Raw genomic sequence first — 13,419 nt, forward strand, 5'->3', positions numbered from 1 at the left:
GTCCGTGGACGAGTTAAAAGCGAGGAAACATACCATGAAAGCGCCGCCTGCCCCTATCGGCCTTAATTTCTATAACACTTTTTTTTTACATCGTTTGGCCGATGGGGCCCATCCGCCACGGCGATTTACGTTCGCGCCATGATAATCTTGGTTACAAGGTTTGTAACAAAAGTTACGGATTTGTTTTTCCATTTATTCGTGCTTTGTGTCGCGACGAAACAAAGCCAGCCGCCGGAATCAAGTCAGGTAAGATCGTCGCAACATTGCCATTGATTCACCATAAGAGTTTGCGTTTATGAAACCTGTACGCACTGCCGTGTTCCCTGTTGCCGGCCTGGGCACGCGCTTTCTGCCGGCCACCAAGGCCATGCCCAAGGAAATGCTGCCCGTCATCGACAAACCCCTGATCCAGTACGCCGTCGAGGAAGCGGTGGCGGCCGGCATTACGACGCTGGTGTTCATCACTGGCCGCAACAAGCGCGCGATCGAGGACCACTTCGACACCATTCCCGAGCTGGAAGCCGAACTCGTGGCCAAGCACAAGGTGGAGCTGCTGCGCACCGTCAAGAACATCTTGCCGCCCTCGGTGAGTTGCATTTATATCCGCCAGCCCGCGCCGCTGGGCCTGGGGCACGCCGTGCTGTGCGCCGAGCCGGTGGTGGGCCGGGAGCCCTTTGCCGTGCTGCTGGCCGACGACCTGATCGATGCGGACGTGCCGGTGACCAAGCAGCTGGTGGAGGCGGCGCTGGCGAACGACGGCAGCGTGCTGGGCGTCCAGGACGTCAAGCGCGAAGACACCTCCAAGTACGGCATCGTGGACACGCATGACGACACGAGCCGCACCGCCCAGGTGCTCAACATGGTGGAAAAGCCCGCCCCCGAGGAAGCGCCTTCTACCTTGGCCGTGGTGGGCCGTTATGTGCTCGAGGGGGAAATCTTCGACCACTTGCGCACCTTAGGCAAGGGCGCCGGCGGCGAAATCCAGCTGACCGACGGCATTGCCGCGCTCATGAAGGCCAAGCGCAAGGTGTTCGCGCACCGCTACGAGGGCACGCGCTACGACTGCGGCAGCAAGACCGGCCTGTTCGAAGCCACGGTGGCGCTGGGCCAGAAGTACCACGGCTTCAAGGTCTGACTAAGCGTCCATACTCAATAAGTAAGCCAGTAAGCCGGAGCCCGGCGGCTCGCGGGCACCGGTCGGTGCATGCAGGTGCGCCCGGCCCGCTGGGGGCGGGCTGCCGCGCATCCCTTCCATTACACTAACGGCCTGCATGCCTCCCCATACGCCGTGAAGACTGCCCGCCGTTACCTGGCCTCTGAAATCTACCGCTCGTCGTCCATCGTCCTCGCGGCGCTGGTCGGCTTGTTTTCGTTTTTTGCCGTGGTGGACGACCTTGACCAGGTCGGGCGCGATGGCTTCAAGCTCTACCACCTGCTGTTCCTCGAACTCCTTGCGCTTCCTACCCGCATCTACGACATCCTGCCCATTGGCCTGCTGATCGGCGCGATCTTGGCGCTGGCGGCGCTGGCGCAGCGGCACGAGCTGGTTATCCTGCGCGTCTCGGGCGTGAGCGGCATGCGCATGCTGGGCATGCTGTGGTGGGTGTCGGTGCCGGTCATGCTGCTGGCCCTGGTGCTGGCGGAGTGGCTCACGCCCGCGGCGGAGGTGAAGCTGAACGAGACCCGGCTCGCGATCACGGGCAGCGCGGGGGGCCGCTCTTCCGGGATGCTGCGCAGCGGCTATTGGTTCAAGGAAGACACCCAGGCGGGCGAGCGCATCATTAACGTGGCGGCCTTGCGGCCCGGGGGCGGTGCCTCGAACGTGACGCTATACGATTTCACGCCGGACAGGCGGCTGGCAACGATCATGCAGGCCCAGTCTGCCACGTTCGCGACCAATGAGCTGCGGCTGCAGGACGTTAGCATCACCACCATCGACCCTTCGCTGGAATCGGCGCTGCAGGCCGGCAGCCGCGCGACGGAGCCGCCGGTGAAGGTGACGCACGAAGCCGAGCGCACGGTATCGACCACCCTCACGGCCGAGCTGCTGCTAGCCCGCGTGCTGACCCCGGAGCGGATGGCGTTTACGGACCTGCTGGATTACGTGGGGTATTTGAACCGCAATAACCTGGTCTCGGACCGGCAGATCGTGGCGATCTGGCGCAAGCTGATCTACCCCTTCACCCTGCTCGCGATGATTACTATCGCCGCCCCCATCGGTTTCATGCAGACCCGCCGTGGTGGCGTGGGCGTGAAGGTGTTCCTCGGCATTCTGCTGGGGGTGGCCTTCTTCATGGCGAACCAGCTGGCCTTGAACGTGGGCATGCTCAATCGCTGGCCGGCCTGGTTTACGGCGGTGGCCCCGAATGCCTTGGGGCTGGGCCTGGCGCTGCTCGCGATGCTGAACATGGAATACGGCAGCCTGCTGCGGGCGCGCTGGCGCCGGCCGGCAGACGACCCAGCGTGAGCCGGCCATGAGTACCTGGATGATCGGCGACCTGCAAGGTTGCTGCGATTCGCTCGATGCCCTGCTCGCCCGCCCCGAGATCGCCGGCGAGGCCGGCGCCCGCTTCTGGTTTGCCGGCGACTTGGTGAATCGCGGCCCGGCCTCGCTTGCCACGATGCGGCGGGTCATGGCGCTGGGCGAGCGCGCGCAGGCGGTGCTGGGTAACCACGACCTGCACCTCTTGGCCGTGGCCGCCGGGGTGCGCCCGCCCGGCAAGTCCGACACCGTGCGCGAGATCCTGGACGCGCCGGATGCGGCCGAGATCCTGGAATGGCTGCGCCGGCGGCCGCTCGCGCATTTCGAGCACGGGCACCTGCTGGTCCATGCCGGCGTGCTGCCCGCGTGGACGGCCGAACAAACCCTCGCCTTGGCGGGCGAAGTGCAGGCGGCGCTGCGCGGGCCCGATTGGCGCCAGTTCTTGGCACAGATGTACGGCAACGAGCCTGCGGCCTGGGATGACGGGCTCGAAGGCGCCGACCGGCTGCGGGTGATCGTCAATGCCTTGACGCGCCTGCGCTTTTGCACGGCGGAAGGGACGATGGAGTTCGAAACCAAGGAAGGGGCCGGCCATGCACCGGAAGGCTACCTGCCCTGGTTCGACGTGCCGGGGCGCGCCACGGCTTCGGTTACCGTGGTGTTCGGGCATTGGTCCACGCTGGGCCTGCTGCAGCGGCCCGGGTTGGTCGCGCTGGACACGGGCTGCGTGTGGGGTGGGCAGTTGACGGCGGTCCGGCTGGAAGACCATAAAGTGGTGCAGGTGCGCTGCCCGCAATACCGGGTGCCGGGCTGACGCCCCGCCCCATGCCGTCTGCCATGAAGATCTTGCCGACCCGCCTGCCGGAAGTCCTGCTATTCGAGCCCGAAGTGCGGCGCGACGCGCGCGGCTACTTCGTGGAGACCTGGCGCGCCAACTGGCTGGCCGAGGCGGGCATCGAGGCCGATTTCGTGCAGGAGAATCAATCGGCCTCGCGCCGCGGTGTGCTGCGCGGGCTGCATTTCCAATGGCCGCAGGAACAGGGCAAGCTGGTGCGCGTGGTGCGGGGCAAGGTCTTCGACGTGGCGGTGGATGTGCGGCGCGGCTCGCCCACCTTCGGGGCCTGGACGGGCACGGAATTGGACGACGACGCCCACCGCCAGCTGTGGATTCCGCCCGGCTTTGCGCACGGTTTTTGCGTGCTTTCGGAAGAGGCGGTCGTGGTTTACCGGTGCACGGCCTATTACGCGCCGCAGGCGGAAGCCGGCATACGCTGGGACGACCCGGAGCTCGGCATCGCCTGGCCCCGCACGGATGTTCCGTTCACGCTTTCCCCCAAGGATGCCGCGCAGCCCCGGCTGGCCGAGCTGGCGCCGGAGCGGCTGCCCGTTTACCGGGGCGCGGCATGAGCATCCTCGTTTCCGGGGCGGGCGGCCAGCTCGGCCAGGAGCTCGCGGCGCGCGCCGGCGCGCGCCGCCTCGTCGGGCTGCCCCGCGCGGAATGGAACATCGCCGACCCTGGGGCCACCGAACGGGCGCTGGACGCCTACCTCCCCACGCTCGTGATCAACGCCGCGGCCTATACCGCCGTGGACCGCGCGGAAGCGGCCCCCGGGCCCGCCTTCGCCGCCAACCGCGACGGCCCCGGCCACCTGGCGCGCGCCTGCGCGCGGCGCGGCATTGCGCTGCTGCACCTGTCTACCTGCTACGTGTTCGACGGCGCCCAGCGCACGCCCTATGCCGAAGGCGATGCCCCGGCGCCGCTGAACGTGTACGGCCGCAGCAAGCTGGAAGGGGAAGCCGCGGTGCGCGACGCCCTCCCCCGCCACTTGATCCTCCGGGTCTCGTGGGTGTTCGGCGCCCATGGCGAGAATTTCGTGCGCACGCTGCTGCGCCGGGCGCAGGCCGGCGCGCCGCTGCGCGTGGTGGCAGACCAAACCGGCACCCCCACCCATGCCGGCGACATCGCGCAGGCCTTGCTGCAGCTGGCCGACCGGATCACGGCGGGCGAAGACTTGCCGTGGGGGCTCTATCATTACCCGGGCGGCGAAGCGGTGAGCTGGCATGCATTTGCCGAGGCCATCATGGCCGAAGCGTGCCGCCAGGGGCTGCTCGATCACGCACCCTCCATCGCGCCCATTACCAGTGCGGAGTACCCCAGCGCCGCGCGGCGCCCGGCCTATTCCGTGCTAGACGGCCGGCGCGGCGCCGGGCTGCTTGGCCTGCCGCCCGCGGACTGGCGCGCCGGACTGAAAGAGGTATTGTCGACATGGAAACAGGCGGCGTGACCCATCACCCGCGCAAGGTCTTGATCACCGGCGGGGCCGGGTTCATCGGTGCGAATTTCGTCGCGCACCTGCTCGACCGCGATCCGGACGTGTTCGTGGTGAACCTGGACCTCATGACCTACGCCGCGGACCCGGCCATCCTGCCCCGGTTCGACGCCACGGGCCGCCACCTGTTCGTGCATGGGGACGTGTGCGATGCCGGCTTGGTCTGCCGCCTGCTGCGCGAACACGAGATCGACACCATCGTGCACTTCGCCGCCGAAACCCACGTGGACCGTTCCATCACCGGGCCGGGGGATTTCGTGCGAACCAACGTAGACGGCACCTTCACGCTGCTGGAAGCCGCGCGCCAGGCATGGCTGGCCGGGCCCGGGCCTGCAGCGGGCAAGCGCTTCCACCACATCTCCACCGACGAGGTGTACGGCTCCCTGGGCCCGGGCGACCCGCCCTTCACCGAAGCCTCGCCCTACGCGCCCAACTCGCCCTACTCTGCGAGCAAGGCCGCGGCCGACCACTTGGTGCGCGCCTACCACCGCACCTACGGCCTGCCCGTCGTCACCACGCATTGCTCGAACAACTACGGCCCGTACCAGCACGACGAAAAATTCATTCCCACCATCATCCGCAACTGCCTCGCGGGCACGCCTATTCCCGTATTCGGCACGGGCGGCAACTCGCGCGACTGGCTGTACGTGGACGACCACTGCCGCGGCATCGACCGGGTGCTGCGGGCGGGGCGGACGGGGGAGACCTACAACATCGGCGGCGGCTGCGAGCTCACGAACATCGAGGTGGCGGAGCGGCTGTGCGCGCTGATGGATGAATACCATCCCGAGGGGGCGCCTCACCGGCGGCTGATCCGCTTCGTGGCCGACCGGCCGGGCCATGACTGGCGATATGCCATCAACGCGGGCAAGATGCGCGACGAACTGGGATGGTCGCCGCGGGAACAGTTTGAGGAAGCGAGCCGCAAGACCGTGCGGTGGTATCTGGAAAGATAGAGGAATGGGTCTGGATATATAGGCTTGACTAGCCGAGTTAGCCAGACTAGACTAGACTAGACCAAACTGATACTTAGGAGGAATCCATGCAAGCGGTCAACATGCTGGAGGCTAAATCCTCGCTGTCCCGTCTGGTCGAAGCAATTGAACAAGGCCAAGAACGAGAGATCATCATTGCGCGCAACGGCCGGCCGGCCGCTAAGCTGGTTCCGATAGATGCCACGCCGGTCGGCCGGAGGATCGGGGTCGCCAAGGGCAAATTTGAGGTACCGGACGACATCGACGTTCACAACGATGACATCGCACGCTTGTTCCTCGAAGGGGAACAACCTTGAACTTGCTGCTGGATACGCATGTCGCATTGTGGGCCATTACAGACAGCCCACGGTTGCCGCAACATGCTCGCAACTTGATCCAGTCAAGCCGAACAACGGTCTGGGTCAGCGCGGCAAGCATCTGGGAAATTGCCATCAAGCACTCCCTTGGCCGTGGACACATGCCGGTGTCGAGTCCGGACGCAATACGCTACTTCAACGACGCCGGTTATCGGTTTCTCGCCATAGAGGCCGAACATGCCGCCGCAGTAGAGGACTTGGCCGCTCACCACCAAGACCCGTTTGATCGGCTGCTCGTCGCGCAAGCGCTGATCGAACCGATGCGGTTGATGACGCACGATGCCTTGGTGGCACGCTATAGCGACACGATCATCGAAATTTGATCCTTGCCAGGCGTCAGGCCGCCGCAAATTCCTCGCAGAGGGAGCGCTCCGAACGCTATCGCCGCACGATCGCTTCCGCCGCCGCCCTCGCTTCCCGCACGAAACGCTCGCGATCCAGATCCACCGCTTGCCCGCCGCGCACGCGCAGCCGTCCTTCCACGTACACGTCCAGCGGCGCCACGCCGCCGCTGCGCATCCAGGCCAGGAGCGGGTCGGCGAAGGGCGCGAAGCGCGGGCTGTCGGTATCCACCAGCACCAGGTCGGCGGTCTTGCCGGGGCTGATGGAACCGCGCTCGGCCTCTTGCGCGCAGGCCTTGGCGCCTGCCAGGGTGGCCATTTCCAGCACCTCGTCCGGAGGGAATACGGCGTCGTCGCCCAGGACTTCCTTGTGGGCGTAGTAGGCCAGGGACATCTGTTGCGGCAGGTCGGGCCACTGGGCGGAGTCCGTGCCCAGGGCGACCGGCACACCGGCGCGGCGCATGGCGGGGATAGCGCCGCGCTCGATGATCTGCTTGCCCGAGCCCATGGACGTGGCAGGACAATGCGCCACGTGCGCGCCGGTGGCTGCCAGCGCCGGCAGGTCGTCTTCGGCAACGAAGCCCATGTGGGCGCCGATCCAGTGCGGGCCGAGCACGCCCAGGTCGAGCAGGCGCCGAACCGAGTCGCGGCCGTGGAGCCGCCGGGAGGCTTCTTCGTGCCGCCGGACCGTCGAGGAATGGGTGTTGATGCCCACGCCGTCGCGCCGGGCCAGCCGGGTCGTTTCGACGTACAGCTCGTCGCTGGCGTTGAGGTCGCACAGCAGGTTGTACCAGCACTGCATGCCATCGCGGCCGTGGTGGCGGGCGACGATGGCCTCGGCGCGGGCGAGCAGTGCGTCCGCCTGGGCGATGCGCACCGGCATGGGAGGATCGCGGCCGAGATCGAAGCCCAGGTCGGCGCCGAAATCGTAGGTCACGACGCCGCGCACGCCGGTCTCGCGCGCGGCCTCGGCCAGCGCGTCCGTGTCGCCCGCGGCGGCGTCGTTGAAGTAGGTCACGCCGGATTCCAGCGCGCGCAGCAGGCTGGCGCGCGCGGCGATGCGGGTCTGGCCGGGGTCGAGGCGCAGGCCGCCGGTCAGCAGGTTCAGGAAACGCTCGATCTGCCCTCCCCGGGCCAGCAGGCCCGGCCGTTCGGGGGTAGGCGCGGGTGCGAGGCGGGCGAAGAAGAACAGGCCGGGATGCACGTGCGCGTCCACCAGGCCCGGCACCATGAGCGCCCGCGGATGGCGGTGGACCTGGCCGGCGCGCCACCGGGCATGCAAGGCCTCGCGCGGGCCCACCGCGGCGATACGGCCGGCCTTGACGGCCACGGCGCCGTCCCGGATGCGCCCGAGCGTGGCGTCCACCGTGGCGATGTGTCCGGCTTCGATGATCAGGTCGGCCTGCTGCATGGCTCGTCGTCGTCCTGTGGTGGATCGGCCTCTGCCGCGGCGAGCAGGGCTTGGCAGTGAATCGGTACGGTGTCCCACAGCCGGAAGGGCAGCGGGCGGCGCGCGATGGCGAGCGGCAGTTCGGTGCAGGCAAGCACCACGTCGCGCGCGCCTTCGGCCCGGAATGCGGCTTCGATCTCGTCGAGCACGGCCAGGGTGCGGGGGCCGGCCTCGCCGCGTTCGAGCTCGCCGAAGATGGCTTCGTCCAGGCGCTGCATGACCGGTTCGGAGGGAATGCGGGTGCGGATGCCGGCCGCGTTCAATGTGTCGTGGAACATGGGATGCACGAGGGTGCGCCGCACGCCGAGCAGCCATGCGTCGGTCACGCCATGGGCGCGCAGATGGTGGGCCAGCGCGGCGTCCACGGGCACGAAGCGCATGGCGGTGGATGCGCGCAGCTCGCCGCAGAACAGATGGCCGGTGTTGGAGCAGACGCCCAGCACCCGCGCGCCGGCGGCATGCAAGTCGTCGGCCGCCTGCCGCATGATGGCTTCGACGCGGCCCGGCGTATCGGCCGCGGCGTAGACCTGGGCGAAATCGAGCGAGCGCAGCGCCAGGTCGGCGCTGGCCAGGCCGCCGCGCCGTTCGCCGACGAGGCGGTTCAATCGTTCGTAATAGTCGCGCGTGGAGGGCCAGCCTATGCCGCCGATGAGGCCGATGCGGCGGGGCGCCCGGGCGCAGGAGGATGCTCGCGTCATTCGGGCGTCAGCCCCGTGCTCTGGATGAGCTGGTTGACCAGCGGGAACTCGCGTTCGAAGTCCTGCCTGAACTGCGCCGCGGTGCTGCCCACGGGTTCGGCGCCCAGCGAAGCCAGAAAGCCCAGGAAGCCGGGATCCTTCAGCGCCGCGCCGACCTGGCGATGCAGAGTGTCGATGATCGCCGCGGGCGTGCCGGCGGGGGCCAGCAGGCCCATCCAGGCGGTGAGCAGGAAGGGCGGCGTGCCGTATCTCTGTTCGGCGAAGGTGGGTACCTCGGGCAGCAGCGACGAGCGGCGCTTGCCGGTCACGGCGATCACGCTCACCTGCCCTTTCTGGGCATATTGGGCGGCGAGGTTCGCCGGCCCGAAGGCGAACCCGATCTGGCCGCCCAGCAGGTCCTGCAGCGCCGGCGCCGCGCCGCGATAGGGAACGTGCACGAAGTTCACGCCGCTTTTCTGCACCATGGCCTGGCCGATGACGTGCGGCAGTGAACCCGGCCCCCAGGATCCGAACGACAGGCCCGAGGCGTGCGCGCGGCCGGCGCGCTCCAAGTCGGACAGGGAACGGGCCTTGAGGTCGGGATTGGCCATCAGCACCACGCCGGTCGTGGCGACCTGGGTGATGAAGGCGAAATCCTTGTGCGGATCGTAAGGCAGCTGGCGCAGCGTGGAGGCCGCGTTGATCAGCGGATCGGGAATGGTCAGCAGCAGGGTATGGCCGTCGGGCGCAGCCTTGGCGACCGCGTCGGCGCCCAGGCTGCCGCTGGCGCCGCCGCGGTTGTCGACCAGGAAGGGCTGTCCGGTCTGGGTGCGCAGCGATTCGGCCAGCCGCCGGGCGAGCGCATCCACCGGGCCGCCGGCGGGATAAGGCACGATGATGCGCACCGGCTTGGACGGATAGGCCTGGGCGAAGGCGGCCGGCGCGCAGGCGAACGCGGCCAGCGCAAGAAGGAGACGTAGGGAACGCATGATGGGGTTTCCAGGCAGGGTGGACATGGTCAATAGAGGCAGAAAGTCGAGCCATGAGCCCGCGGCGCCGCCGGTGTGCACCACCAGCGGCGGCGCGTCGGCGCCGGCGTAGTCGTCGAAATGCGTGGTGTCGCGGTCGGCCAGGCAGAGCGCCAGCCGGTGGCCGGCGGGTATGCGCACCGAGGTGGGCAGCAGGTAGAGCTGCAAGATGAAACGCTCGCCCGGCACCGGCGGCAAGGCGTCGGCCCGCGCGAAGCTGCGCGGGATGCGCAGCGGCCGGCCGGGCGGCTCGGCCGCGGCGCGGCGGCGGTGGATCAGCCGCAGGTTGCCTTCGGTGACGTAGGTGACGCCGCCTTGCGGATCGATGGCCTCGAGGTAGGCGATCAGCGTGCCGTCGCCGCGGCCGGCGGTCAGTTCGAGCTGCAATTGCAGGTGGCCCGTGATGCGGCCGTCGGCCGCGAAGGGCGCGCTGACGAAGCGGGTCAGCCCGCTCGAACCCGAGCGGTCCACGCGCACGCGTTCGCCGTTGCCCACCGTATCCCACCGCGCGCGGGTGCCGGTATTGGCGTCGGGATCCTGCACGACGACCGTATCGGCGGCATCGGCGGGCGCATCGGGCGACAGGACCGCGCCGCTTCCCAGGTGCAGCCGCGTCGGCGTGCCGCCCGCGGGCGGCCAGGTCTCGGTGCTGCGCCACACGCCCGGTTCGCCCAGTGTCACGTAATGCAGCCGCCTGGCCGGCTCGGGCGCCGCCGCGTCGGTGGCCAGATGGCGCTGGAAGAACGCCATCAGCAGGCGGTCTTGTTCCTGCGCCGGCGGATCGGGCGGCGCATCGGCGGCGCCGAAGGGGTCGCTGCCGTAGTCGCCGCCATGGCTGGTTGCGCCGATGTACACGTCCTGCGGATTGCGCTGCGTCACGAAACGGGCCAGCGCGCCATCGGCCGACCCGCCGTCCAGCCACGAGGCGCGCACGTGGTAGGGCACGTTCCGCGCCTGCAGGGCATCCAGATACGTGCGCGACGACATGTTGCGCCACGCGACCTCGCCCAGCGCGTCGTCGCGGAATAGCAGGCCGCGCGCATCGACCGTGCCGGGAAAGCTGACGTTGCCCTGGTGCTCGCGCTGGGCGGCGGCGAGCAGCGCGGCGCCTTCCGGGCCATCCACCGGCTTGACCGGCGGGAAGGATTCGGCGAAGGCATCGCAATCGGACACGCCCATGCTTTCCCCCAGCTTGCAGATCGCGCCGTCGACCCGGTCCAGCGCCGCCACGTAGTCGCGCCACAGGTCCATGAAGCCGCGCGAATACAGGCCGCCCGGCATGGACAGATGCTCATAGACGTCGTAGTAGCTGAACATGGGCGCGGCCGCGACGAGATGGGGATTGCCCAGCCGCACCGCGAGCTCGGCATTGCCGCCAGGATAGGAAACGCCGGTAGTGGCGCAGCGGCCGTTCGACCAGGGCTGCGCCGCGATCCAGTCGAAGATGTCGCCGAAGTCCTCGATCTCGGCCGACGTCTGCTCGCCGCCGCGGGCCCCGAAAGAGGCGCCGGTGCCGCGCGCATCGACATACATCCACGCCAGTCCGGCCTCGAGGAAGCGCTGCGCATAGGCGTAGTTCGGATCGTCCTCGGGCCGGGGCGAGCCGGGTCCGGTGGAACGCACGTAGCGCGTGAGCATGACCACCGTGCCGATGCGCGCCGTGCGCGCCGCGTCCGGCAGCCACAGGTCCGCCGCGATACGCGTGCCGTCCCGTGTCTCGAGGTAGAAGCTGGACAGGCGGCGCACCTCGCGGTCGCCGTCGCCGCCATCGCCGTCGTCCTTGCCGTCCCCGCCGCCACAGCCCGCCAGCCAGAGCGCCGGCACGGCCGCGGCAAGTTTGACCACGCGTCGCCGCGCAGGATCGAAAGCGCGTTCCTCGTTCACCATTTCCGTCTCCCTCGCCGGCATCGGGCGGATTGCCTGCCGGAGCAAAAAAAGTATTGGACGGCCGCAACGCGGCTTCGACAGCCAAGCGGAACTCTTGCCATAATTTGCACCATGGTCAAAAACTCGCATGCCCCCGCGCGGCGCACCATCGGCGCCGTGGAGAAGGCGGCCGCCATCCTGGCCGAGGTCTGCGCGCATCCGCAGGGGCTCTCGCTGAGCGAGATCGCGGGCGCGCTGGCGCTCGATCCCGGCCTGGCGCACCGCTACCTGAATTCGCTGACGGCGGCGCGGCTGCTGCACCGCGACCTGCGCACGCGCCTGGTCACGCCGGGGCCGGCCCTGCTGGCCGCGCGCCATGCCGCGGCGGGGCACTACACCCGGCAGTCGGCCGAGTTCGTGGCGGCGCTGCAGCAGCTGCACGGGGGATTGCGCGAGACGCTCAGCATCCTGCGCTGGACCGGCAGCGGCCCGCACGCGGTGTGGGTCAAGGACAGCCCCGATACGCTGGCGCTGACCTACCGGCTGGGCGCGGTACTGCCGCTGCTGAGCACGGCCTCGGGACACGTCTGCCTCGCCTTCGCGCCGCAGGCCGAAGTGCGGCCCCTGCTCGAACGGGAATGGCCGCGCCGGCGCGCCGAAGTCGGCCCGCAGCTGAATCGCTGGAGCCTGCAGGAACTCGTGGCCGAGGTCCGAAAGCGGCGCCTGGCCAGGGGCCGCAATTACCTGCATCGGGTCAGCGCGATCTCGACTCCCCTGTTCGACGCGGACCGCCGCTTCTGGGGCGTGCTTACCGCCCTCGGGCCCACCGCGCGCTTCCCCTATGGGTGGCGCAGCCCGGTTGCGCGCGGGCTGCACGCGTTCAGCCTGGAACACGCGGTGCCGGAGCATTTCGTGGACAGCCTGCAGGCGATGCCTGCGGGATGAGCAGGTAGAATGCTTGGGCCACTGACCCAATCCCTTTCTTCATGAAATCTCCCACCGCCGCGGTCGAGTTCGCCGCCATCGCCGCGCCCCGCGCCGTCGACGAGATCGAAACACAGATACGCGACATGGTCGCGCAGGGCCGGCTCAAGCCGGGCGACCGCCTGCCTTCCGAACGCGAACTGGCCGCGCGGCTGAACGTGAGCCGCAATACCTTGCGCGAAGCGCTGCGTACGCTCGAACGCGCGGGCATCCTGGAGATGCGCAAGGGCGCCACCGGCGGCGCCTATATTCTTCATGGCAGCTCGGATGCCATCGTCGACAGCTTGAGCAATCTCTATCACCTGGGCGCGATTTCTCCGCAGCAGTTGACCGAGGCGCGGATCTGGCTGAGCGAGATCGTGGTGCGGGTGGCGTGCGAGCGGGCCACCGAGGAAGACCTGAAGGCGCTGGACGAGAACATCCAGGCCGCGCGCCGCGCCATTGCCGAGGACCGCTTCGACATCCGGCAGAAGCTGCACCGGGAATTCCACCTGATCCTGGCCCGGGCCACGCGCAATCCCATCATCGAAGGCACCATGGCGGGCGTGATGGAAGTGATGGGCTTGTTCATCGAACGCATCGGGCCGAGCGAGAACGCGTTCACCGAACCGGCGCGGGACCGCCTGATGAAGCACTTGCGCAAGCGCGATGCGGATGCCGCGGTGAAGGAAATGACGAGCTACCTGAAGCGGCTGCAGACGCGCTACCTGGACCAATGGGCCGAGCGGGAGCGGCCAGGGCGCTAGGGTGCTTTTCCAGCGATACGGCTAGGCATTGGGTGTGTGGATCGATTGTGTCGGGAATTTTGGTTCTTAACCCGGTCTTGGCCGGTTCAAGAACCGACCCTCCCCCCAATCACTCTCAGCCCCCGCGGCCTGCTGCCGCCTATGGGTTTCCCATGACCCCACTT

General features: G+C 68.4%; 13 protein-coding genes. 10 read left to right on the forward strand and 3 right to left on the reverse strand.

Going from position 1 to position 13,419, the window contains the following annotated elements; translation table 11 throughout:
- Positions 1–295: 295 nt before the first annotated feature.
- The 8 genes from galU (at position 296) to IRZ12_RS09810 (ending at position 6,486) form a co-directional block, all read left to right on the forward strand.
- The gene (galU, locus tag IRZ12_RS09775) at positions 296–1,135 is read left to right on the forward strand and encodes a UTP--glucose-1-phosphate uridylyltransferase GalU (RefSeq protein ID WP_296467833.1); all 840 of its coding nucleotides are present in this window, start codon (positions 296–298) and stop codon (positions 1,133–1,135) included.
- 153 nt (positions 1,136–1,288) lie between these two features.
- Complete coding sequence (gene lptG, locus IRZ12_RS09780; protein WP_296467836.1) at positions 1,289–2,467, forward strand: LPS export ABC transporter permease LptG; 1,179 nt, start codon at positions 1,289–1,291, stop codon at positions 2,465–2,467.
- A gap of 7 nt (positions 2,468–2,474) precedes the next feature.
- Positions 2,475–3,296 carry a symmetrical bis(5'-nucleosyl)-tetraphosphatase gene (locus IRZ12_RS09785; protein WP_296467838.1) on the forward strand — a complete coding sequence of 274 codons (822 nt, stop codon included), beginning with the start codon at positions 2,475–2,477 and terminating at the stop codon, positions 3,294–3,296.
- A gap of 23 nt (positions 3,297–3,319) precedes the next feature.
- Positions 3,320–3,889, forward strand: coding sequence for a dTDP-4-dehydrorhamnose 3,5-epimerase (rfbC, locus tag IRZ12_RS09790; protein ID WP_296467840.1), 570 nt, complete (start codon positions 3,320–3,322; stop codon positions 3,887–3,889).
- Positions 3,886–4,767 (forward strand): dTDP-4-dehydrorhamnose reductase, encoded by an 882-nt coding sequence (rfbD, locus tag IRZ12_RS09795; RefSeq protein ID WP_296467842.1) that lies wholly within the window; start codon positions 3,886–3,888, stop codon positions 4,765–4,767. Before rfbC ends, rfbD begins: the two co-directional genes overlap by 4 nt.
- Positions 4,764–5,768 carry a dTDP-glucose 4,6-dehydratase gene (gene rfbB, locus IRZ12_RS09800; RefSeq protein WP_296467857.1) on the forward strand — a complete coding sequence of 335 codons (1,005 nt, stop codon included), beginning with the start codon at positions 4,764–4,766 and terminating at the stop codon, positions 5,766–5,768. The genes rfbD and rfbB overlap by 4 nt, the downstream gene beginning before the upstream one ends.
- A gap of 86 nt (positions 5,769–5,854) precedes the next feature.
- Positions 5,855–6,103: a type II toxin-antitoxin system Phd/YefM family antitoxin gene (locus IRZ12_RS09805; protein WP_087780605.1), complete on the forward strand. Its 249-nt coding sequence runs from the start codon at positions 5,855–5,857 to the stop codon at positions 6,101–6,103.
- On the forward strand, positions 6,100–6,486 hold the full coding sequence (locus tag IRZ12_RS09810) for a type II toxin-antitoxin system VapC family toxin (RefSeq protein WP_087780604.1): 387 nt from the start codon (positions 6,100–6,102) through the stop codon (positions 6,484–6,486). Before IRZ12_RS09805 ends, IRZ12_RS09810 begins: the two co-directional genes overlap by 4 nt.
- Positions 6,487–6,541: 55 nt before the next feature.
- Here IRZ12_RS09810 and IRZ12_RS09815 read toward each other — a convergent pair whose 3' ends face one another.
- The 3 genes from IRZ12_RS09815 to IRZ12_RS09825 are packed head-to-tail and all read right to left on the reverse strand — an operon-like array spanning position 6,542 to position 11,546.
- Entirely contained in the window at positions 6,542–7,915 is a 1,374-nt protein-coding gene (locus IRZ12_RS09815; protein WP_296467849.1) for an amidohydrolase family protein, read from the reverse strand.
- Complete coding sequence (locus IRZ12_RS09820; protein ID WP_296467850.1) at positions 7,897–8,652, reverse strand: aspartate/glutamate racemase family protein; 756 nt, start codon at positions 8,650–8,652, stop codon at positions 7,897–7,899. The genes IRZ12_RS09815 and IRZ12_RS09820 overlap by 19 nt, the downstream gene beginning before the upstream one ends.
- Positions 8,649–11,546: a CocE/NonD family hydrolase gene (locus tag IRZ12_RS09825; protein WP_296467852.1), complete on the reverse strand. Its 2,898-nt coding sequence runs from the start codon at positions 11,544–11,546 to the stop codon at positions 8,649–8,651. The genes IRZ12_RS09820 and IRZ12_RS09825 overlap by 4 nt, the downstream gene beginning before the upstream one ends.
- 111 nt (positions 11,547–11,657) lie before the next feature.
- On the opposite strand from IRZ12_RS09825, the gene IRZ12_RS09830 reads away from it, so the two are divergent.
- Complete coding sequence (locus tag IRZ12_RS09830; protein ID WP_296467854.1) at positions 11,658–12,470, forward strand: helix-turn-helix domain-containing protein; 813 nt, start codon at positions 11,658–11,660, stop codon at positions 12,468–12,470.
- Between the two features lie 41 nt (positions 12,471–12,511).
- The gene (locus IRZ12_RS09835; RefSeq protein ID WP_296467856.1) at positions 12,512–13,255 is read left to right on the forward strand and encodes a GntR family transcriptional regulator; all 744 of its coding nucleotides are present in this window, start codon (positions 12,512–12,514) and stop codon (positions 13,253–13,255) included.
- Positions 13,256–13,419: the final 164 nt, after the last annotated feature.

The organism is Pigmentiphaga sp., from assembly GCF_019689535.1.
Classification (GTDB): Bacteria; Pseudomonadota; Gammaproteobacteria; order Burkholderiales; family Burkholderiaceae_B; genus Pigmentiphaga.

Coding starts and splice junctions, on each gene's coding strand:
- galU (WP_296467833.1), top strand. CDS start 296: ATGAAACCTGTACGCACTGCCGTGTTCCCTGTTGCCGGCCTGGGCACG.
- IRZ12_RS09785 (WP_296467838.1), top strand. CDS start 2,475: ATGAGTACCTGGATGATCGGCGACCTGCAAGGTTGCTGCGATTCGCTC.
- rfbC (WP_296467840.1), top strand. CDS start 3,320: ATGAAGATCTTGCCGACCCGCCTGCCGGAAGTCCTGCTATTCGAGCCC.
- rfbD (WP_296467842.1), top strand. CDS start 3,886: ATGAGCATCCTCGTTTCCGGGGCGGGCGGCCAGCTCGGCCAGGAGCTC.
- IRZ12_RS09805 (WP_087780605.1), top strand. CDS start 5,855: ATGCAAGCGGTCAACATGCTGGAGGCTAAATCCTCGCTGTCCCGTCTG.
- IRZ12_RS09815 (WP_296467849.1), bottom strand. CDS start 7,915: ATGCAGCAGGCCGACCTGATCATCGAAGCCGGACACATCGCCACGGTG.
- IRZ12_RS09820 (WP_296467850.1), bottom strand. CDS start 8,652: ATGACGCGAGCATCCTCCTGCGCCCGGGCGCCCCGCCGCATCGGCCTC.
- IRZ12_RS09825 (WP_296467852.1), bottom strand. CDS start 11,546: ATGGTGAACGAGGAACGCGCTTTCGATCCTGCGCGGCGACGCGTGGTC.
- IRZ12_RS09830 (WP_296467854.1), top strand. CDS start 11,658: ATGGTCAAAAACTCGCATGCCCCCGCGCGGCGCACCATCGGCGCCGTG.
- IRZ12_RS09835 (WP_296467856.1), top strand. CDS start 12,512: ATGAAATCTCCCACCGCCGCGGTCGAGTTCGCCGCCATCGCCGCGCCC.